This is a genomic window from Kitasatospora sp. NPDC059327, from assembly GCF_042752535.1.
Lineage (GTDB): Bacteria > Actinomycetota > Actinomycetes > Streptomycetales > Streptomycetaceae > Kitasatospora.
In genome coordinates, this window is sequence record NZ_JBHYYB010000001.1 from 5,984 (window position 1) to 26,341 (window position 20,358).

Sequence of the window (20,358 nt, forward strand, 5' to 3'; positions counted from 1 at the left end):
TCATGGGGGGGGCGCCTCTGTGGCTTTTATAACCCGCCGGGGGGGGGGGGGGGGGGGGGGGGCGCCCCTTCTGGCTGTGGCGGCCCCCCACCCCACCACCCCGCCCTCCGCCCACCTCCCGCAGGAGGATCCGTGCACGCCGATGTGGACAGCAGCTCCGACGCCCCCGGTCTCGACCTGGACCGCCCGGTGCCACTGCGCCGGCTCGTCTACCTGGCCGAGGCCGACGAGGTCACCATCGGCAGCCCGGAGACCGACACGTACGCCGTGTTCCCGGCCGACGGCGCCGAACTGGTCCGGATGCTCGCCGACGGCGCCACGCCGCGCGCGGCCGCCGCGCGCTACGAGGCCGTGCACGGCGAGAGCGTCGACATCGCCGACCTGATCGAGGCCCTCGCGGACCTCGACCTCGTCCGCCCCGCCGACGCCCCGGCGGAGGAGACCGCGCCGGTGCGCTGGCAGCGGCTGGGCCGCCTGGTGTTCAGCCGGCCGGCCCTGATCGGCTACGCGCTCGTGACGGCCCTCGCCGTCGTCGAGATGATCCGGGTCCCCCGACTGGTCCCGACCATCGACAAGATCTTCTTCAGCCCGTCCTACACCCTGGTCGTGGTGGTGCTGTTCCTCGGCCAGGTGCCGCTGCTCGCCCTGCACGAGTCCTTCCACGCGCTGGCCGGCCGCCGGCTCGGCCTGCGGTCGAAGCTCTCCGTGGGCCGCCGCCTGGTCTACCTGGTCCTGGAGACCTCGCTCGACGGACTGGTCAGCGTGCCCCGGCGGCAGCGCTACCTGCCGATCATGGCGGGCATGCTGGCGGACGTGCTGGCGATCGCCGTCCTCACCCTCGTCGCCGACGCCACGCTCGGCGCCGCCGACGGAGTCGCGTCGTTCTGCCTCGCGATCGCCTACGCCACGGTGCTGCGCCTCGCCTGGCAGGGCTTCTTCTACCTGCGGACCGACCTCTACGTCCTGCTCGGTACGTTGCTGGGCAGCGTCAACCTCCACGCCGCCGCGGCCGACGTCCTGCGCAACGCGGTCCGGCGGGTGACCGGGCGGCCGCCGCTGGACCTCTCCGCCCACCACCCGGTGGACCGGAGGGCCGCCCGCTGGTACGCCTGGCTGATGGTCGTGGGCTACGCGTTCACCCTCACGATGTTCGCCGGAGTCGTCGTGCCGACCGCCTACCGGCTGCTGCACGACGTGTGGATGCGGCTGAGCGGCCAGGCCTCGGTGGCGGGCCGCCTCGACTCGCTCGCCCTGATGCTCCTCAGCCTGGGGCAGACCGCCGCCGTCGTCGTCCTCGCCGCCCGGGAACGGCGCGCGGCCCGGGCGGCCCGCGTCGCCTGACCCCGGCCGCGCCACCGGCCGCCGCCCACCGCCCGCCATCCACCGCCCGCCGTCGGGCCCCGCTACCGCGCCCACCCACGCCATCCCGTCCTCGCACGAAAGTACGAAAGGCAGCTGCGCCATGGCCGAGCACCGTCACCACTGGGTCCGCGCCGCCCGGCGCCCCGACCGCGCCGCCGCCCGCGAGGGGCTCGACCTGCCGCCCGTCCTCGCCGTGGTGAACGCCGACCGCCGCCTGCGCGGGCCCTACACGGCGGTCGGCTCGATCCTGCGCGCGATCGTCCCGGACGCGCTCGCACGCTGTCCCGAGGCCGTCACCGGGCACGACATCGAGATCCTCTCCACCACGCCCGAGCTGCACGGCCTGGTGCCCGCGACCCGCGAGACGCTGACCTCGCTGGCGGTCCCCAAGGAGCGGACCAGGTTCTACTCCGCGCTGCGCACCCTGCGGATCGCCCACGGCCTGGTCGAGTTCCTGGAGGCCTACCTGCGCGCGGCCGGACCGGGCCCGCGCGCGCTGATCGTCGAGGACGCCCACCGGGCCGACCCCACCGACGGCGAGTTCCTCGCCGTCCTGCTGCGGCGGATCGATCCGGAGCTGCTCACCGTGGTGGTCACCACCGGGACCGAGCCGCTGGAGCACCCCGCGGGCCCCGGGACCGAGGTGCTGCCGGCCGCGCTCGCCGCCCACTGCGCGCCGCTCGACGTGCCGGACGCCGGTGCGTCGGAGCAGGACGGGCCGGCGAACGGCGCCCCGGGCGGGGACGCCTCCCGGACGGCGGCCCGCACCGCCGCGCTCGCCCGCGCCCACGTCGCCGCCGACGGCGTCGGCGACGACCCCGAGGAGCTCGCCGCCTACCTGGCCGTGCCGGACGCCGAACGCGCCCGGCTGCACGACCTCCGGCGGGCCGAACTGGAGACGGTCGGCGAGTCGTCCCTGCGGCTGGGCGCCATCGGCTGGCACGCGGAGCACGGCAGCGACCCCACCGGCGCCGGCGCCGACACGCTGCGCCACGCCCTCGACCACTGCATGGACCTCGGCTTCTACCACGCCGTCGTGGACATCGGCGAGCGGGGCCGGCGGCTGGTCACCCACGAGAGCGACCCGACCAACTGGTGGGCCTTCACCACCAAGATGACCACCTCGTTCGCCGCCCTCGGCCTGGCCGAGCGGGCGCTGCCGCTGTACGACGAGGCCCGGGCGCTCAGCGCCTCGCCCGAGGTCCACATGCAGGCCGCATACGCCACGGCGATGCTGCACACCCGGCACTTCGACGCCTCCCGGCGCGACCACCAGCTCGCCCGTGCCTGGGTCAACCAGGCGATCGCCTTCGCCAGTTGGCACCCGGACCCGAAGGAGCGGGAGGCGCGCGTCGTGTTCAACCGCAACGGGCTCGCGCTGATCGAGGTCCACCAGGGCCGCCTCGACGCGGCGTTGGAGCTGCTCGACGGCTGCATCGCGCGACTCGACGAGACCCTGGAGCCGCACGAGCACGCACTGCACCGCTCCGTGCTCCGCTACAACCGCGCGCAGGTGTACGCGGGCCTGCGCCGTCACGCCGAGGCCGTCGCCGACTACACCGCCGTGATCGCGTGCGACCCCAACTACTCCGAGTACTACTTCGACCGGGGCGCGCTCTGGCGCGACCTCGGCCGGCCGGAGGAGGCGCTGGCCGACTACGACCGGGCCATCCGGCTCTCGCCGCCCTTCCCCGAGGCGTACTTCAACCGCGCCGACGTGCTGGCCGAACTCGGCGACACCGAAGCCGCGGTGGCGGACTTCGGGTACGTCCTCCAGCTCGATCCGGAGTTCGGCGACGCCCGCCTGAACCGGGCCGCCCTGCTGCTCGAAGCGGGCGAGCACCCGGGCGCCCGGGAGGATGTCCGGGCCGGACTCGCGAGCGACCCGGAGGACCCCCGACTGCTCTGCCTGAAGGGACAGCTGCTGGTCGCCGAGGGTGACACCGCGGCTGCCGCCGAGGCCTACGCGGCCGCGCTCGCCGCCGATCCCGACTGCGCCCAGGCGTGGGCGCTGACCGGTGAACTCCGCTACCAGGAGGGAGACCTGGAGGGGGCCGGGGCCAGTCTGACACGCGCCGTCGAACTCTCCGCGGAGCCCGGCATGCGGTTCAACCTGGCGGTGGTGCACCACGATGCCGGACGTTTCGGCGAGGCCCTCCGGTTGCTCGACGAGGTGATCGACTCCACCGAGGACGTGGACGCCCGGCTGCAGCGGGCCCGTTGCCTGATCGGACTCGACCGGGCGGACCACGCCAGGGCCGATCTGCTCGCCTGCCTGGAGGCCGATCCCGACTCCGCCGAGCAGGTGTACGACCTGATGCCGGAGCTGGCCCGGGCCTGAGCCGCCCGCGTCCCCGCTGTCCTCGCCGGCCCGCCGCCACCTCCCGTGCGGCGGGCCGGCGCAGGCGTGCCGGGCCGGCGAAGGCGGGGTGGGCCGGTGGAAGCCGGTGGAAGCCGGTGGGAAGGCGGGCCCCCGGTGGCCACGGGTCAGTGCGGCACCGCGGCCCTGGCCAGCTCCTCGCGGACCCGCCGGCGGACGTGGGACACGGCCGGCGAACCGGTGTAGGCGGCGGCCACCCTGACCAACCAGGCCGCCTCCTCGCGGAGTTCGGCCACCAGCGGGTGCGGTACGAACCCCTCGCCGGGGCCGGCGGGGAAGTGGTGCCGGGCCCGGGCCGCCTCCAGTACGGCGGCGATGGCGGCCGCCTCCACCACGACGGCGAACTCCTCGTCGCGGGCCGGTCCGATCACCTCCGCCACCCAGACCGGCACCTGGGGATGCAGATGGGAGCGGAGGGAGAGCTGGCCGTCCCGGATCTCGATGATCCGCCGGTAGAGGGCGAACCGGATGTCCCGCCGGTGCTTCCGCGCCCGCCCGAAGTACTCGTCCTGGGTGAGGAGTTCGATCTCCGGAACCACCGAGCGAAGCGCCCACCAGAGCGGGCCGATCCTGTGATGGGCGCGCCGGGCGCGTACCCGTCCGCCCCAGTCCTGCCGGCGGGTGGCCGCACCGGTCCGGCGGGTTGCCGGTACCGGCAACCCGGTCACCCGCGCCGCGCCGTGTCGCGCGGCCGGCCGACCGCGTGCCACAACCGCGCGATCCCGTCACCGAGTCGGCCGAACGCCGCCGACCGGGGACGTCGCAGCACGCGGTGGAGTGCCAGGGAGGCGAAGAGTTCCGCCTCCTGCTCCTGCCGCTCCGTGTACACCGACCGGCCGAGCACCCGGCGGACCAGCTCCTCCGGCAGTCGGGGCGCCAGGGCGCGCGACACCGTCACGCTCAGCCCCGGGCCGTCCGGGCCGCCGGTGCTCCCCGAGCTCCCGGTGTGACCGCAGAGCAGATGGCCGATCTCGTGCAGCACGATGTGCTGTTGGTGCAGTGCCGTGGTGTCGACCGCGTAGCCGATGTAGTCGGCCCGGTCGGTGCTGATCAGCACGCCGCACGGTGAGGGGGACGGGCCGGAGAGGGGGATCAGCTCGATGGGTCTGCCGCGCGACCGCGTGAGCGACTCGGTCAGCGCCGTGATGTCGAACGGTTCGGGAAGCGGTATCGACTCCGCGATCCCCCGACATCGCCGCCAGAGTTCGTGATCGACCCCACCCGAATTCCCCACGCCCGTACCCCCTGGTGTCCGACCGCCCTCGGTCGGGAGGTGATCCTACGGACGGGGGAGCGGCGGGAGAACCGATTCGACACCGATAGCCGCTACCTGCCACCGGCCTCGCGGCGGGCGATGGCCTCGATCATGTCGCTGATCGTGCCCAGCCCTTCGGGCGAGAGCGCCACCGCGCGCAACGCCACGTCCCGTACGCCCGCGTCGCGCAGCGCGCCCAGCAGTGCCAACTCCTCGGCGATCCGCGCGCTCTGCCGGTCGTCGAAGAAGTACATCGGCGGCACCTGGAAGAACTGCGCCAGTGCTTCGAGGTGACGTTTCGTCGGATTGTCCCGGCGGCCGGTCCGCAGCTGCCAGAGGTAGGTGGCCGAGAAGCTCTCACCGGTCGCCTCCCGACAGGCCCGGGCGACCTCCTCGTGGGTGTACGGCTCGCGATCGGGCCGGCGGACCACGTCGAACAGCCGGTCCAGCTTCGCCGCGAGCGTGGACGCAACGGAGCCTGCGTCGGGCACGGCACACCTCTTCCCTCACCCCGTGCGCACGTCGGTGCGTGCGCGGACCGACCACTCGCGATGGTCCCTCATTCTAGGTGCCCCGTCGAGAAGACGGGGGCCGCGCGCATCGGCCGGCTCCGCCGCCCCGGTGTCCGGGGCCGAGCGGCGATCGAGGGCGTCGCCGCCCCGTCGGGAAGACCGACGGCGACGCCGTCCGCCGGAGCGGAGGAGGGGAGCCGGGGCCCGTCGGCCGACGGCCGTGGGGCCCCGCTCCGGAAAGCGGGGCCCCACGGCGTCCGTGGCCGTCGGCGCGGGGTCAGGGCGTCAGGTCGTAGCCCACGGTCACCGGCGCGTGGTCGCTCCAGCGCTCGGCGTGGGTGTCGGCACGTTCGACGCGGGCGTCGGTCGCCTTGGCGGCCAGCCCGGGAGTGGCGACCTGCAGGTCGATCCGCCAGCCCGAGTCGTTGTCGAAGGCCCGGCCGCGGTAGGACCACCAGGAGTAGGGGCCGGTGCGGTCGGGGTGGAGGCGGCGGACGACGTCGACGTAGCCGGCCTCGTCGTAGACGCGGGTGAGCCAGGCGCGCTCCTCGGGGAGGAAGCCGGCGGCCTTCTGGTTGGCCTTCCAGTTCTTCAGGTCCTCCGGGCGGTGGGCGATGTTCCAGTCGCCGCAGACGACGACCTCCCGGCCCTCGGCGGCGGCCCGGGTGCGGAGTTTGCCGAGGTGCACCAGGAACTCCGCCATGAAGCGTTCCTTCTCCTCCTGGCGTTCGGTACCGACTTCGCCGGAGGGGAGATAGAGGCTGGCCACGGTCAGCCCCGGCAGGTCGATTTCGACATACCTGCCCGAATTGTCGAATTCCGCCGATTCGAATCCGATCGCCGTGCGCTCCGGCTCCCGCCGCGACAGCACGGCGACGCCCGCGCGTCCCTTGGCGGCCGACGGCGCCCAGACCGCGTGCCAGCCGTCCAGGTCGCGCAGCTCCGCGGGCAGCTGCTCGGGTTCGGAGCGCACCTCCTGCAGGCAGATCACGTCCGCCTCGGTGGCCGCCAGCCACTCGATGAAGCCCTTCTTGGCCGCTGCCCGGATTCCGTTCACGTTCACACTCGTCACCACGATCACCCGGGCAGCCTACCGATCCCGCTGTCCGGGCCGCGGACCGACGCGGTCGGGCACCGTCCGGATGTCGACCTGTCGTGAACGCGGCATGAATCCGCGCGACATCCGCACCAAGCGCCGTCATTGGTCTTGACCATCTCCCGACACAGCCCCTAGGGTCACTTACTGCAAAGACCTTTAATAAAGAAGGACGGATAAAGCCCGCTCTCCCACCTGCCGCAACCAGCGGGCAGCGGGCCGGGTCCGCCCTCCTTTCGGCAGGGTGGACACAGCAGGGTGGAGGCCACGGTGGGAACGACAGGGCAGCTCACGGCGGTACCGGAACCGAAGTACTGGCACCTGCGCACGGTGCTGCTCCGCGCGATCGACACGGAGTTCTCCACCGGACAGGTCCTCCCCAACGAGCGCGAGCTCTCCGCCCGCTTCGGGGTCGCCCGGGCCACCCTGCGCCAGGCGCTCGACCAGCTGGAGCTGGAGGGCCGGCTGGTCCGTCGCCGGGGCATCGGCACCCTGGTCGCCGCCCCGCGGGTCGGCGTCCCGGTCAGCCGCCACGAGGAGGGCTGGCCCGGCACCGCCCGCAGCCAGTCCTGGCGCACGGTGGACTGCACCACCGCGCCGGCCACGCCGCAGCTCGCCAAGGGTCTCGGCATCGCCGAGGGCGCCACCGTGCACACCGTCCGCCGGGTCCGCATCGTGCAGGGCCAGAACATGGCGACCGAGTCGCTGCACGTGCCGGCCTCCGCGTTGCCGCACCTGCCCGGCTTCCGGGCCGAGAGCGACCGGGCCCGCTCGGTGCTGCGCCAGCTGGAGCGCCTGGAGGTCGACGGCGAGTCCCGCTCGGTCGAGCTGGGTGTCGCCGAGGCCCAGCAGGCCGCCCTGCTGGAGCGACCGCCGGGCTCGCCGGTGCTGGTGATGACCACCCAGTACGCGGCCGCGGGCCGCCTGGTCGCGCTGGCCGTCTCCACCTACCGCGCCGACACCTGCAAGCTCACCTTCGGCGAGACCGGCCTGGTGGAGGTCACCCCCGTCGGTGCCGCCACCGGGGTGCGCACCGCCTCCTGAACCATTTCCGGCACACCCTCAGGCCCAGGCCCGGACGCCCCCACAGGCGTTCGGGCCTGAGCCGTTCCGGGGCCCGAGTTCCTGGCCCGAGTCGTTCCGGTGCTGCCCGGTGCTGCCCGGTGCTGCCCGGTGCTGCCCGGTGCCGCCCGGGGGTCCACCCCGGGCGGCACCGGCCGGTCAGCCGCGGGCGGTCGCGCCGGTCGGCGGGTCGACGGCGAAGAGCTGCTCCTCCACCTGGTCGAGCGCCACCCGCAGGGCGCCCATCGCGACGACCTCCGAGCCGAGCGCGGCCAGCGCCACCTCGGGCGCCCGCAGCGTGAACTCCGCGAGGCGCTCGCGCAGCGGCTCCAGGACACCGTCGAGTCCGGCGGCCCAACCGCCGACGACCACCAGCTGGGGGTCGATCGCCAGTACCAGGGCCGCCACGCTCTGCACCAGGCGGGTCAGGAAGCGGTCCATCGCGACCTTCGCCACCTCGTCGCCCTCGCGGGCGAGCCTCAGCACCCGGGCGACGGCCGCCTCGTCCAGCGGGTTGAGCGGCTTGCCGGTGGTGGAGAGCAGCCGCTCGGGGGTGACCTCCTGGCCGAGTAGGTGCAGCGCGCCGATCTCGCCGGCCGCGCCGCCGAAGCCGCGGTGCAGGCGACCGTTGATCAGCGAGCCTGCGCCGGGGCTCAGACCGGCCATCACGAAGACGACGTCGTCCGCGCCCACCGCCGCGCCCTGCCAGTGCTCGGCGATGGCGGCCAGGTTGGCATCGTTCTCGATCATGACCGGGCAGCGGAACGAGCGGCGCAGCCGGGCGCCCAGGTCCAGGCCGGTCCAGCCGGGCATGGCGGTGCCGAGCTGGACGGTGCCGTCGCGGTCGACGATGCCGGGGGTGCCGACGCCGACCGCCCACAGGTTGTCCCGGGAGACGCAGGCCTTGCGCAGCACCTCGGCGACCGCCGTGCGGACGGCGCTCAGCCGTTCCTCCGCGTCCAGGGTCTCCTCGATCGGGCGGAAGTGACTGCCCACCACCTGGCCGGTGAGGTCGGCCAGGACGACCCGCAGGTCGTGCACCCCGATCTCGACGCCGAGGATGTGACCGGCCTCGGCGCGGAACCGGAACCAGCGGGCCGGTCTGCCCCGCCGGCCACTGCCGGGCTGGCCGCCGTTCTGGGGCTGGTCCACCTCGGCGACCAGGCCGGTCTCGACCAGCCCCTCGATCACACCCTCCACCGTGGGCCGGGACAACCCGGTGTCCCCGACCAGCTGAGTGAGGGTCACCGAGTGGCCGGCCCGCAGCGCCCGAAGCGTGACCGCCGCGTTGATACGCCGCAGCAGCGAGGAGTCTCCTCCGGTGAGCCGATCCGCCAAGACGCTGCCCTTCGCCGTTCGCGCGACAGCTCTGGCGCGCGGTGCCGAGTGCGCGGTGACCACCGAATGTCCCGCGAGAGTCCGCCCCCGGAACGCGGCACGACAGCGCTGGGCCGCCTGCGCCGGACCCGGAGGGCTCGTGCCGGATGCTACCCGTGCCCGGGGCCGGCGGGCGAGCATCTTCGCAGCTCATCCAGGCTTCGGTATCGAAATGGTACGCACCGGGTGGCCGTGCGTGATCCGGGGTTCCAGCGCGTCACGGGATGCTCCTGCGACCCCGCCGGCACCATCGGCCGGTGCCCGGTCCCACGCTGCTCGGGTGCGCGGCCGGCTGCCGGAGAACCTCTATGCTGCGGGCATGTTGAACGAGACGGGCACCGGCCGTCCGGGCCTGACGATGCCGTCCGACCGGGACTTCGTGCGGAGCGAGACGAAGCCCGCGCCCGTGCCCTTCGTGCCCGAGATCAGCCTCTACATGGCCGACGACGCCATCGAGCTCTGGGAGACGACCGAGCGGGCGCGGGGTGAGGTGGGGCTGGCGCCGCCGTTCTGGGCCTTCGCCTGGGCGGGCGGGGTCGGGGTGGCGCGCTACGTGCTCGACCACCCCGAGGTGGTGGCCGGGCGGACGGTGCTGGACCTGGCGGCCGGGTCCGGGCTGGTGGCGATCGCGGCGGCGATGCGGGGCGCGCGTTCGGTGCGCGCCGCCGAGATCGACGCGTACGCGGTGGCGGCCATCGGCATCAACGCGCAGGCCAACGGCGTGCAGGTCGCGGCCGCGGTGGAGGACCTGCTGGACGGGGACGGCGCCCCGGCCGACGTGGTGCTCGCCGGGGACGTCTTCTACGAGCGCGCGATGGCGGAGCGGTTCCTGCCGTTCCTGGAACGGGCCCGGGCGCGCGGCGCGGTGGTGCTCGTCGGCGACCCGGGTCGGGCGTATCTGCCGCGCGGGCGCTTCACGGAGCTGGCCGCCTACCGGGTGCCGGTCGTGGCGGACCTGGAGGACGCCGAGTCGAAGACCACGACGGTCTGGGAGCTCGCCGCGCCGGCCGGGTGAAGCGGGCCGGCCGGGTGAGGCGGGCCGGGGCCGGGGTTCCGTACCGTGAAATTTCCGGCGGTCGGGTCGGGCCCCTGGTAGACACGCCGTCATGACCGCCGACATCACCTTGCGCACCGCCACCCCCGACGAGATCCCCGCCCTGCTCGCCCTCTGGGCGCGCGCGGCCAAGGGGACCAGCATCACGGACGACGCCGACGGGGTGGCGGCCCTGCTCGGGCGCGACCCGCAGTGCCTGATCGTCGCCACTCCCGCCGAGGACCCGACGACCGTGGTCGGCACCGTGATCGCGGGCTGGGACGGCTGGCGCTGCCACCTCTACCGTCTCGCCGTCGACCCGGAGTACCGCCGGCGGGGCATCGGCGCGGCGCTGCTCGCGGCCGCCGAGGCCCGCTTCACCGCTCTCGGCGGGCGCCGCGCCGACGCGATGGTGCTCGACGACAACGCCCAGGGGCAGCGCACCTGGCAGACGGCCGGGTACGGGCCGCAGCCGCAGTGGACGCGCTGGGCCAAGCCGTTGGACGTCTGACCGGGTACACGAGGGGCACCGGTACACGGGGGCGGCCGGTACAAGAACCGGTACAAGAAGGGAACACCGGCATGCAGCGGCGCCGGTGCGGCGGGCTGCCGGAGCCGTCCACCCGCCACCGGGCCCGGGAGCCCGGTGGCGGGTGGACGGCGGACCGCCGCGGGCCCCGTCAGACCCGGCCGGCGGCGTACCGGTTGGCGGGGCGGGCGAGGCCGAGGTGGCCGCGCAGGGTGTCCGCCGTGTAGCCGGTGCGGAACGCCGACCGCCGCTGGAGTTCGGGGACGAGCCCGCGGGTGACGGCCGCGAGGTCGTGCGGCAGCTCGCCGGGGCGCAGCCGGAAGCCGTCCAGCCCGACCTCCTGCCGGTCGAGCAGCAGGTCGGCGAGTTCGGACGGCGTCCCGGTGAAGATCTCGGCGTCCGAGCGCAGCGGCGCGCCGTTCAGCCCGTCCAGCCGCTCCTTGCGTTCGGCGGCGGCGCCGGGGCGGTCGTCCAGGAACACCAGCAGGTCGGCGAAGACCCTGAGCGGGAGGCCGGCCGGTCGGCCGACCGTGGCCTTCGCCGTTTCGAGGTCACCCAGGGCCGTGACCGATCCCTCGCGGGAGTGCGGGGTGAGGAAGGCCAGGTCCGCGCCCCGCGCGGCCAGTTCGTACGGGACTCCGGCGTGCGCGAGGACGGCGACCAGCGGCTGACCCTGCGGCGGGCGCGGGGTGATGGAGGGGCCGCGGACGCTGAAGTGCTCGCCGCTGAAGTCGACCGGGTGCAGCCGGTCGCGGTCGATGAACCGGCCGGTCGCCGCGTCACGGATCTCGGCGTCGTCCTCCCAGCTGTCCCAGAGCCGCCGCACCACCTCGACGGCGTCGGCGGCCTCGTCGAACAGGGGCCGCAGCCGTCGGGCGATCCCGCCGGGCACGCCGACGTCGGCGGCGGTGATCCGCGGGGTGGTGCGGCGCCCGAAGAGGGCCGCGTCGTCGGCGCGGGAGGAGAGCTGGGGCCGCCAGCCGGCCCGGCCCCGGCTGGCGAAGTCGAGGGTGGCGATGGCGGTGGAGAGGTGGAACGGCTCGGTGTGGGTGACGTTGGTGGTCGGGACGAGCCCGATCCGGGTGGTGAGCGGCGCCACCCGGCTCGCCACCAGGACGGCGTCCAGCCGGCCGCGGACCTGGTCGGTCCGCCCGTCCGGCCCGGTGAGGTCGGCGGACTGGACGGACAGGGAGTCCTCGAAGGTCACCAGGTCGAGCAGCCCGCGTTCGGCCTCCGTGACCAGGTCGGTCCAGTAGTCGGCGGTGAACAGCCCGTCCGGCCGGGCGCCCTCGGCGCGCCAGGCGGCGGGGTGCCAGCCGGCGCCGTCCAGGGCGACGGCGAGGTGGAGCGGGGGCCGGTGCTGCCGGGTCACGAGGTGGTCTCCTGGGTCTGTCGCCGGGGGGCCTTGAGCCCGAGGTGGTCGCGGAGCGTGGTGCCGGAGTAGTCGGCGCGGTACACGCCCTTCTCCTGGAGCAGCGGCACCACGCGGTCGACCAGTTCGTCCAGCCCGCCGGGAGTGAGGTGAGTGGTGATCACGAAGCCGTCCGAGCCGTCGCTCTGGACGAACGCGTCCATCGCGTCGGCGACTTCGCGCGGGGTGCCGATGAAGGTCTGCTTCCCGGTGACCTCGGTGACCAGCTCCCGGATGCTCAGTCCGCGCTCCTTCGCGAGTTCGCGCCACTTCCGGGCGGTCGCCGCGCGGTCGCCGCGGAACTGGGCGTGTCCCTTGAGCAGCAGGCTCTCCGGGTCGGGCTCGATGTCCGGCAGCGGGCCGTCCGGATCGTGGTCGGAGAGGTCGCGGCCCCAGATCGCCTCCAGATGGGCGATCGCCGTCCGCGGGCCGATCTGCGCCCGGCGGATCTCGGCGGCGCGCTCGTGCGCCTCCTCGGTGGTGTCGCCGAGGACGTAGGTCACCGAGGGCAGGATCTTCAGCTCCTCCGGGGCGCGGCCGTGGGCGGCGAGCCGGCTCTTGACGTCCCGGTAGAACTCCTGCGCCTCGTCGAGCCGGCCGTAGCGGCTGAAGATCACGTCGGCGTCGGAGGCGGCGAACTCCCGGCCCTGCGGGGAGTCGCCGGCCTGGATGACCACCGGGTGCCCCTGCGGCGGACGGGGGGTGTTGAAGCGTCCGGCGATGTCGAAGTGCTCGCCCCGGTGGGCGAACTCGCCCGCCCCGGCCCGGACGAACCGCCCGCCCGGCCGGTCCGGCGGCAGCTCGTCGGATGCCCAGCTGTCCCACAATTCCTTCGCCGTGGCGAGGAACTCGGCCGCCCGGGCGTACCGGTCCGATTCCGCGAGGAAGCCGCCCCGGCGGAAGTTCTCCCCGGTGAAGTCGTCCCAGCTGGTCACCACGTTCCAGGCCGCCCGGCCCTCGCTCAGGTGGTCCAGCGTCGCGAACCGCCGCGCGACCTCGTACGGCTCGTTGAAGGTCGAGTTGACGGTCGCCGCGAGGCCGATCCGCTCGGTCACGGCCGCCAGGGCGCTCAGCACCGTCAGCGCCTCCGGCCGCCCGACCACGTCGAGATCGTGGATCTCGCCCTTGTGCTCGCGCAGCCGCAGCCCCTCGGCGAGGAAGAAGAAGTCGAACTTGCCGCGCTCGGCGGTCCGGGCGAGATGGCGGAACGAGTCGAAGTCGATCTGGCTCCCCGCCCGGGGATCGGACCAGACGGTGTTGCTCCCGATCCCGGGAAAGAACACGGCGAGGTGTATCTGCTTGCCGGGCACGACGGTTGATCGCCTCCTGTCAGCCCCCCGGTCGAGGGTCGACCCATCCTGCGCACGGCCGGGTGGGCGGGGCAACGGAATCCACGATTTGTTCACGGACGGAAACGAACAGTCGTTCCAGTCCGGGGCGGGTGTCGGCCGTCCGGGCGCGGTGGGGGTGATGGCGGGGGAGAGGGCGGTGTGTGGTGATCCGGTGGCGGTCCGTCGCGCGCGGGGCGGGGGCGACCGCAATGGCCCGGGCGCGGGGGGCGGGATGGCCTCCGGCGATTGCCCGGCGCACCGTCGCACGCGGCGCCCCGGGCTTCGGCGCCCCCGCGAGGAAGGAGGTGACGCCCGGTCAGACGCGTTGATCATCAGATGAATCGGGGAGCGGCCGGCGGGTTTCCGGGTAGCCTGGGGCGCACTTCTTCGAGTGCGGACCCACCCGCACCGGCCACCCGGGGGGACCATGTCAGGCCAGGCCACAGGAACGGCGGCGGGGCGACGGCGCGACGCGGCCGTGGGCGCGGCCGGTGCGGTCGCGCTGCTGCTCGCGCTCGCCGGCTGTTCGAGCGCTGGGACCGCCGCGGCGCCGTCCGCCTCCGCGCCCCAGGTGCGGACCACGGACCCGGCCCCGACCACGACGGCGCCGACGGCCTCGCCCACGCGTCCGGCCTCGCCCACGCTTCCGGTGCCGCCCGCGCCGCAGCCGACCTCGCCGGACGCGGTGCCGTCGGAGCCGGCCCCGGCGCCTGCCAGGATCTACGGCTGCGAGGGCCGGTCGCTCACCGAGCCCAAGTCCTTCCCGTTGGCCTGCGGCAAGGGCGCGGCGCAGCTGGACGGGCTGGTCTGGACGGGCTGGGGCGGGCTGAGCCCCACCGCCAAGGGGCGGCTGTGGGAGCAGAACGCGGCCGGTGGTCTGGCCGCGAATCCCGCCACGGTGACGCTCGGCGGTCTGACCGGTGGTGACTACACGACGCTGCGGATCTCCGCGCCCAAGGCCGAGCGGCCCAACCTCGAACTCGCGCTCGGCCGGTCCGGCCCCGCCCCGAAGGGCTGAGGCTCCGGCACGTCGCCCGCTGTGCGGGGCCCGCCACCGTAGGGCGAGGCGCGGGTCACCCGTCGCCGGGGTGGTGCGAGCCCCGGTGATCGGCGGCGGGTGGGCGGGCCCCCGTGGCGGCTGCCGCGGCCGGCGGGGCTCAGGGCCTGGTGTACACCTTCGGGTCCCGGTACAGCGAGGCCAGCACCTGGCCCGGCACCAGGAGTTCGGCGGCCTTGCTGCCGTCCAGGGTGCTGATCGCGGCGAGCGAGGCGGCGAAGTCGTCGGTCGCTATCTCGATCAGTGTGAGATGGCGGTAGTGGGCCTGCGAGTGGCCTTTGTCGGCGCCGATCTGTTCGTCGTCGAGAACGAGCCGCCGGATCGAAAGAACTCCCGGTACTTCGAGAATCTCCGGAATATGGGTGTTCTCGTACCAGTCGTGGAAGTCGTTCTCCCGACCCTCGTGCACGTTGCTCAGTACGGTGATGAGGTAAGTGGTCATGTCAATCCAACTCCCTTGCCGTGCGCGGGTATACCGTGTTGGCAGCCTCGCAGACGGGCCGGTCTCCGGCCGCTGTCGGGGCCGTGACATAGGGGGTTGTTAGGGGGCCGGTTGACGCGCCCGCCGGGACCCGGCATCAATGTGGCCAACGAGCGGGCCGGAATTCGATGTCGCCCTTCTCGTGCCATTCGGATGCGTGCTGGTGTGAGCAGGGGGATTTCATGGCGGAGTTGACTCGTCGACGCTTTGCACTGGCCGGCCTGGGCGCGGCCGGACTCGGGATCGCCGCGACGGATCTCGTCGGCGGCGCGGTCGCGGCGGCCGCCCCGGTGCCGGACGCCGGGGCCGACCAGGCGCGCCTGCTCTGCGGGCCGGCCTTCGGCCCGGTCGGCGTCGGGCCCGGGGACCGGCGCTATCCGGATCTGCTGTTGCGCGGCTACAACCGCCGGTTCACCGGGAACCCGGACACCGTGAAGCTGGTCGGCTCCACGAGCCAGGTCGTGCAGGCCGTCAACGAGGCGGTGGCGGCGGGCAAGCGGGTCACCGTGCGCGGCGGCGGCCACTGCCTGGAGAACTTCGTCGACGACCCGGACGTCCGGGTGGTCATCGACCTGTCCGAGATGCGCGCGGTGTACTTCGACCCCACGATGAACGCCTTCGCGGTCGAGGGCGGCGCGATCCTCTCGCAGGTCTACCGCACCCTGGACCTCGGTTGGGGCGTGACGATACCCGGCGGCTCCTGCCCCAGTGTCGGTGTCGGCGGCCACATCACCGGCGGCGGCTACGGCGTGCTGTCCCGCCAGTACGGTCTGGTGGCGGACAACCTCTTCGCCGTCGAGGTCGTCGTGGTGGACGCCTTCGGCCTCGCGCGGTCGGTGATCGCCACCTCCGCCCCGGGCGACCCCAACCGGGACCTCTGGTGGGCCCACGCGGGCGGCGGTGGCGGCAACTTCGGCATCGTCACCCGGTTCTGGCTCCGCTCGCCGGGGGCGACCGGTACCGATCCGACCAGGCTGCTGCCCCCGACCCCGGGCGGCATCATGATCAGCACGCTGTTCTGGGACTGGTCCCAGCTGGACGAGGCCGCGTTCACCACGCTCGTCACCAACTTCGGCACCTGGCACGAGCAGAACAGCGCCCCCGGCACGGCCGCCAACCAGCTCTGGGCCTCGCTCATCGCGATCCGCCAGGGCAAGGGCGGCGTGATCGTCCGGGCCCAGGTCGACCCGACCGTCACCGGCACCCAGCAGATGCTCACGGACTTCGCCGCCGCGATGACCCGGAACGTCGCCGCGGCCCCGGTGGCGAGCACGACAGGCACCCTGCCGTGGCTCTACACCACGACCACCAGCGCCTCCGAGGTGGCCGGGGTGTTCGGGATCCCGAGCCTGCTGCTGCGTTCGAAGACCAAGGGCGCGTACCACAAGAAGGGCTACGCGCCCGACCAACTGCGCACCGTCCACCGGTACCTGACCAGCCCGTCGTACAGCTACGCCTCCGGTCTGATGGGCCTCTTCTCCTTCGGCGGGAAGGTCAACTCCTTCTCGCCGACCACGACGTCGGTGCCGCACCGGGACTCGGTGCTGCTCGCCTCGTTCTCCAACTACTGGTCCGACGCCGGGGACGAGACCCGGCAGCTGCAGTGGGTTCGGGAGCTGTACCGGGACGTCTACGCGACCACCGGCGGCGTGCCGGTGCCCAACGGCGTCACCGACGGCACCTACGTCAACTGGCCCGACGTCGATCTCGCCGACCCGGCCTGGAACACCTCCTCCGCCCCCTGGTCGACGATCTACTACAAGGACAACTACGCGCGGCTACAGCAGATCAAGGCCGCTCGGGACCCGCGCGACGTCTTCCACCACGCCCTGTCGGTCCGCCCGCAGTAGGTCCGGCCCGCCCGGTCTCGCGCGGCCCCCGGCCGGATCGACCGGATCGACCGGATCGGGCCGCGGGGGCGGGCAGTCGGCCGGGCCGCGCCGCCGGTCCGGGTCGACCGGGCTCCCGGCCCCGGGGCGCTGCCGGAGCTGGTCGGCCAGCCGCTCGTGCGCGCGGGCGGCGTCCGGTTCGCCGAGCGCCAGGTGGGCGGCGGCGAGGCCGCGGTGGGCCCGGCCCTGGCGGTGGCGGTCCCCGGTCTCCCGGCTGATCGCCAGGGCCCGGCCGTGCAGCTCCAGCGCCCCGGCCGGATCGCCCAGCCGGCGGGCCAGCTCGCCGAGCGCGCCGAGCGCCTGCCCTTCGAGGTCGCGGGTGCCGGTCTCCCTGGCCAGCGCGAGGGCCTGGTGCAGGTGGACCCGCGCGAGGTCGTGGTCGGCGAGGCGCGCGTGGACGATCCCGAGGCCGCACAGGGCGTGGCCTTCGAGGTCGCGGGTACTGGTGTCGCGGGCCAGGACGAGGGCCTGGTGGAGGTGGGCCAGGGCGATGTCGGTGTGGCCGAGGCGTTCGTGGACGAACCCGAGGCCGCACAGGGCGTGGCCTTCGAGGTCGCGGGTGCCGGTCTCGCGGGCCAGCGCGAGGGCCTGGTGCAGGTGGATCTGCGCGGTGTCGTGGTCGCCGAGGCGTTCGTGGACGAGGGCGAGGCCGCAGAGCGTGTGGCCTTCGAGGTCCCTGGCGCCGGTCTCGCGGGCCAGCGCCAGGGCCCGGCGCAGGTCGTCGCAGGCCTGCTCGTAGCTGCCCGGACCGCACTGCACCCGGCCGAGGTTGCTGAGCGCGTAGCCCTGGATGTCGCGGTCGTCGATCCGCTGGGCGATCACCAGGGCCTGGCGGAGGTGGATGACGGCCGTGGTGGAGCGGCCGAGGCGCTCGTGGACGAGGCCCAGCCCGCACAGCGCGTAGCACTCCGCGCTCGGCGTCCCGGTGTCGCGCGCCAGGTCGAGTGCCTGGGCGAAGTGGGTGAGCGCGCTCTCGTAGCGGCCGAGCCGGTGGAGCACCAGGCCCATGTTGCCGAGCGTGCGGGCGTGCGTCACGTGGTCGCCGAGCTCGCGGGCCACCTCCAGGGCCTGGCGGAAGTGCGTGAGGGCGGTGTCGTAGCGGCCGAGCCGCTGGTTGGCCAGGCCCAGGCCGTACCGGGCGAGGTTCTCCAGCTCCCGGTCGTCGGTGTCGCGGGCCACGGTGGCGGCTCCGCTGTGCAGCGAGAGCGCCTCGGCGTGCTGGCCCCGGAGGTGGAGGTAGTGGCGCAGGACGCCGAACAGGTCGGCGCTCTGCTCCGGCCAGCCGCGCCGGGCCGTCTCCGCCGCCGACAGCAGGTTCGGCCACTGCGCCTCCAGCCAGTCGGCGGCCTGGTCGAGGGTGGCCGGTGCGGCCGCCGCCGCGCCGGGAGCGGGCAGCGGCGGGTGGTCGCGCCGCCACTGCGGGGAGACGATGTCGAGGGCCGCGGCGGCGGTCCGCCGGTAGTGGTCGAACAGCCGGGTCAGCGCCGCCCGCCGCTCGATCCCGGCGGCCTCGGTGGCGGCCAGGTGCACCGCGTAGGCCCGGAGCAGGGGGTGCAGCCGGTACTGCTCCTCGCGCGGCTGCTCGACCAGGTGCGCGTCGAGCAGTACCTCCAGCGCCCGGTCCGTGGCCCGGCGCTCGACCCCGGCGGCCGCCGCCGCGGCGTCCGCGTCGAAATCCGTCCCCGGCAGTACGCCCAGCAGGCGGAAGAGGTGCCGCGGTTCGGGACCGAGCTGTCGGTAGGAGAGGTCGAAGACCGTGGTGACGCCGCTCTCCGCGGTCTGCAGCTCGCCGAGCCGGCGCCGGTGGTTGCGCAGCCGGGAGGTCAGGTGGGCGATGGTCCAGGCGGGCCGGTGGCGCAGCCGGGCCGCCGCGATGTGGATGGCGAGCGGCAGGTAGCCGCACAGCCTCAGCAACTCGGCGACGCCCTTGGGTTCGGCGGCCACCCGCCGGTCGCCCACGATCCGGTCGAGCAGCCGGCCGGCGTCGGCCGGTGGGAGCGGGTCCAGCGGGAGTACGGCGGTGGCGTCCAGGTCGGTGAGCCGGGTGCGGCTGGTGACCAGGATCAGGCAGTCGGCCGTCCCCGGCAGCAGCGGGCGGATCTGGGCGGAGCTGGCCGCGTCGTCCAGGACGAGGACGGCCCGCAGGCCGGCGAGCCTGCTGCGCCACAGGGCGGCCCGCTCCTCCAGGTCCTCGGGGATGGCGGTGCCGGTGACGTCCACCGAGCGCAGCAGCTTCTCCAGGGCGGTCCCCGGATCGAGCGGGCCCTGTCCGGGGGAGTGCGCGTGCAGGTCGAGGTAGAGCTGGGCGTCGGGGTAGCGGTCGCTCATCAGGTGGGCCAGGTGGACGGCGAGCGAGGTCTTGCCCACCCCTGCCATGCCGTCGACGGCGGCGAGGACGATGTGGCTGGACGACACCGGGTCGCGGTGGACGATCACCTGCTCGACCAGGGTGCGCAACTCGTGCTCCCGCCCGGTGAAGTGGCTGATGTCCTTGGGCAGGCTGTGCGGGGCGAGCGGCGCGAACGCGAACGTCCGGGGACGGCCCAGGGTCACGTCGTTGGTCAGGATGCGCTGGCGTAACTCGCGCAGTTCCGGCACGGGTTCGAGCCCGAGCGCGTCCGCGAGCCGCCGCCGGGTGGACTCGTACACGGTCAGTGCGTGCGACTGGCGTCCGGAGAGGTAGAGGGCGAGCATGAGCTGGCCGGCGAGTCTCTCGCGCAGCGGATGCGCGCTGAGCCAGTCGGTCAGCTCGGGGATCACGGCCTGGTGGTGGCCCTGCGCGAGTTCGAGGTCGACGCACTCCTCCAGCGCGGTGAGCCGCTGCTCCTCCAGCCGCGAGGTGTGCGGCTGCAGGGCCGAGCTGTCCAGGCCGGCCAGTGCCGGGCCGCGCCACAGGGCGAGCCCGGCGCGGAACTCGACGACCGCCTCGGCGAACTGTCCGGCGGCGGCGCGGTGCCGGGCCGCCGCCAGCGCCTGGGTGAACATCGCCGTGTCCAACTGGTCGTCGGGCAGGTCGAGGCGGTAGCCGTTGGTGCCGACGGCGGTCGGCAGGGTGGTGACCCCGGCGGACTTGAGCAGTCCGCGCAGCATCGAGACCGCGTTGCGGACCTGCTTCTCGGCGGTGCGGGGCGGATCGTCCCAGAGGGCGTCGACGAGCTCGCCGAGCGGCACGCTCTGGTTGGCCTTCAGCAGGAGGAGCGCGAGCACCAGGTGCTGCCTGGGACCGGCCAAGGGCACCTTGCGGTGGTTCGCTCGTACTTCGAGTGGTCCGAGAATGCGGAACTTCACTCAACCCCTCCCATTCTGACGCATCGTCACCAGTGCTTCGCGGGCCGTTCGCCACGATGCTACTCGGATTCAAACGCATCTTCGAATGCCATTCGCCTCGGCTCGACGGCCTCGGGTCGGGCCCGGGTTCCGGGCTGGTTCGGGCACGACCGAACTCGGCCCGGGCGTCCGGCCGGAGGGGCGGCGCCGGTGTGCCGGCCTCTCGGACCAACGCGCCGGGCGGCGCCGGAGTTTCCCTTCGAACCGTCGGATCCGGTCGGCTTCGGGGGAGGACCGGGCCGGGACGGCCGGAGGA

Annotated in this window: 15 protein-coding genes and 1 pseudogene; 7 read left to right on the plus strand and 9 right to left on the minus strand. The window is 74.1% G+C overall.

Annotated features, from left to right (window positions below):
• Positions 1 to 132 precede the first annotated feature (132 nt).
• The gene (locus ACFXHB_RS00020) at positions 133 to 1,341 is read left to right on the plus strand and encodes a hypothetical protein (RefSeq protein ID WP_380570944.1); all 1,209 of its coding nucleotides are present in this window, start codon (positions 133 to 135) and stop codon (positions 1,339 to 1,341) included.
• Between the two features lie 121 nt (positions 1,342 to 1,462).
• The gene (locus ACFXHB_RS00025; RefSeq protein ID WP_380570945.1) at positions 1,463 to 3,703 is read left to right on the plus strand and encodes a tetratricopeptide repeat protein; all 2,241 of its coding nucleotides are present in this window, start codon (positions 1,463 to 1,465) and stop codon (positions 3,701 to 3,703) included.
• Positions 3,704 to 3,849: 146 nt separating this feature from the next.
• Here the strand turns inward: ACFXHB_RS00025 and ACFXHB_RS00030 are convergent, their stop codons facing one another.
• From ACFXHB_RS00030 to ACFXHB_RS00045, 4 genes are all read right to left on the minus strand, one after another.
• The gene (locus tag ACFXHB_RS00030; RefSeq protein ID WP_380570946.1) at positions 3,850 to 4,452 is read right to left on the minus strand and encodes a DUF6545 domain-containing protein; all 603 of its coding nucleotides are present in this window, start codon (positions 4,450 to 4,452) and stop codon (positions 3,850 to 3,852) included.
• Entirely contained in the window at positions 4,407 to 4,799 is a 393-nt protein-coding gene (locus tag ACFXHB_RS00035) for a hypothetical protein (protein ID WP_380570948.1), read from the minus strand. The genes ACFXHB_RS00030 and ACFXHB_RS00035 overlap by 46 nt, the downstream gene beginning before the upstream one ends.
• 269 nt (positions 4,800 to 5,068) lie before the next feature.
• Positions 5,069 to 5,488 (minus strand): XRE family transcriptional regulator, encoded by a 420-nt coding sequence (locus tag ACFXHB_RS00040; RefSeq protein WP_380570949.1) that lies wholly within the window; start codon positions 5,486 to 5,488, stop codon positions 5,069 to 5,071.
• 298 nt (positions 5,489 to 5,786) lie between these two features.
• The gene (locus ACFXHB_RS00045; RefSeq protein WP_380570950.1) at positions 5,787 to 6,590 is read right to left on the minus strand and encodes an exodeoxyribonuclease III; all 804 of its coding nucleotides are present in this window, start codon (positions 6,588 to 6,590) and stop codon (positions 5,787 to 5,789) included.
• Between the two features lie 285 nt (positions 6,591 to 6,875).
• Here ACFXHB_RS00045 and ACFXHB_RS00050 point away from each other — a divergent pair, with 285 nt between their 5' ends.
• Positions 6,876 to 7,649, plus strand: a complete 774-nt coding sequence (locus ACFXHB_RS00050; RefSeq protein WP_380570951.1) for a GntR family transcriptional regulator — start codon at positions 6,876 to 6,878, stop codon at positions 7,647 to 7,649.
• A 177-nt stretch (positions 7,650 to 7,826) separates the two neighbouring features.
• Here the strand turns inward: ACFXHB_RS00050 and ACFXHB_RS00055 are convergent, their stop codons facing one another.
• Positions 7,827 to 9,005, minus strand: coding sequence for an ROK family protein (locus tag ACFXHB_RS00055; protein ID WP_380570952.1), 1,179 nt, complete (start codon positions 9,003 to 9,005; stop codon positions 7,827 to 7,829).
• A 358-nt stretch (positions 9,006 to 9,363) separates the two neighbouring features.
• On the opposite strand from ACFXHB_RS00055, the gene ACFXHB_RS00060 reads away from it, so the two are divergent.
• Together ACFXHB_RS00060 and ACFXHB_RS00065 are read left to right on the plus strand one after the other, a co-directional pair.
• On the plus strand, positions 9,364 to 10,059 hold the full coding sequence (locus ACFXHB_RS00060; protein WP_380570953.1) for a class I SAM-dependent methyltransferase: 696 nt from the start codon (positions 9,364 to 9,366) through the stop codon (positions 10,057 to 10,059).
• A gap of 70 nt (positions 10,060 to 10,129) precedes the next feature.
• Positions 10,130 to 10,588, plus strand: a pseudogene (locus tag ACFXHB_RS00065) (GNAT family N-acetyltransferase); the annotation flags it as partial.
• 169 nt (positions 10,589 to 10,757) lie between these two features.
• On the opposite strand, the gene ACFXHB_RS00070 reads toward ACFXHB_RS00065, so the two are convergent.
• The gene (locus ACFXHB_RS00070; RefSeq protein WP_380570954.1) at positions 10,758 to 11,978 is read right to left on the minus strand and encodes an LLM class flavin-dependent oxidoreductase; all 1,221 of its coding nucleotides are present in this window, start codon (positions 11,976 to 11,978) and stop codon (positions 10,758 to 10,760) included.
• Positions 11,975 to 13,327: an NtaA/DmoA family FMN-dependent monooxygenase gene (locus ACFXHB_RS00075; RefSeq protein WP_380570956.1), complete on the minus strand. Its 1,353-nt coding sequence runs from the start codon at positions 13,325 to 13,327 to the stop codon at positions 11,975 to 11,977. The genes ACFXHB_RS00070 and ACFXHB_RS00075 overlap by 4 nt, the downstream gene beginning before the upstream one ends.
• 448 nt (positions 13,328 to 13,775) lie before the next feature.
• Here ACFXHB_RS00075 and ACFXHB_RS00080 point away from each other — a divergent pair, with 448 nt between their 5' ends.
• Positions 13,776 to 14,366, plus strand: coding sequence for a hypothetical protein (locus ACFXHB_RS00080; protein ID WP_380570957.1), 591 nt, complete (start codon positions 13,776 to 13,778; stop codon positions 14,364 to 14,366).
• A gap of 139 nt (positions 14,367 to 14,505) precedes the next feature.
• On the opposite strand, the gene ACFXHB_RS00085 is transcribed toward ACFXHB_RS00080, so the two are convergent.
• A complete protein-coding gene (locus ACFXHB_RS00085; RefSeq protein ID WP_380570958.1) occupies positions 14,506 to 14,847 on the minus strand; it encodes a hypothetical protein in 342 nt (113 codons plus the stop codon).
• 221 nt (positions 14,848 to 15,068) lie between these two features.
• Here ACFXHB_RS00085 and ACFXHB_RS00090 point away from each other — a divergent pair, with 221 nt between their 5' ends.
• The gene (locus tag ACFXHB_RS00090) at positions 15,069 to 16,736 is read left to right on the plus strand and encodes an FAD-binding oxidoreductase (RefSeq protein ID WP_380570959.1); all 1,668 of its coding nucleotides are present in this window, start codon (positions 15,069 to 15,071) and stop codon (positions 16,734 to 16,736) included.
• On the opposite strand, the gene ACFXHB_RS00095 is transcribed toward ACFXHB_RS00090, so the two are convergent.
• Positions 16,665 to 20,006: a tetratricopeptide repeat protein gene (locus ACFXHB_RS00095; RefSeq protein WP_380570960.1), complete on the minus strand. Its 3,342-nt coding sequence runs from the start codon at positions 20,004 to 20,006 to the stop codon at positions 16,665 to 16,667. The two genes, ACFXHB_RS00090 and ACFXHB_RS00095, sit on opposite strands and share 72 nt — an antisense overlap.
• Positions 20,007 to 20,358 lie beyond the last annotated feature (352 nt).

Coding starts and splice junctions, on each gene's coding strand:
- ACFXHB_RS00080 (WP_380570957.1), top strand. CDS start 13,776: ATGTCAGGCCAGGCCACAGGAACGGCGGCGGGGCGACGGCGCGACGCG.
- ACFXHB_RS00025 (WP_380570945.1), top strand. CDS start 1,463: ATGGCCGAGCACCGTCACCACTGGGTCCGCGCCGCCCGGCGCCCCGAC.
- ACFXHB_RS00060 (WP_380570953.1), top strand. CDS start 9,364: ATGTTGAACGAGACGGGCACCGGCCGTCCGGGCCTGACGATGCCGTCC.
- ACFXHB_RS00085 (WP_380570958.1), bottom strand. CDS start 14,847: ATGACCACTTACCTCATCACCGTACTGAGCAACGTGCACGAGGGTCGG.
- ACFXHB_RS00090 (WP_380570959.1), top strand. CDS start 15,069: ATGGCGGAGTTGACTCGTCGACGCTTTGCACTGGCCGGCCTGGGCGCG.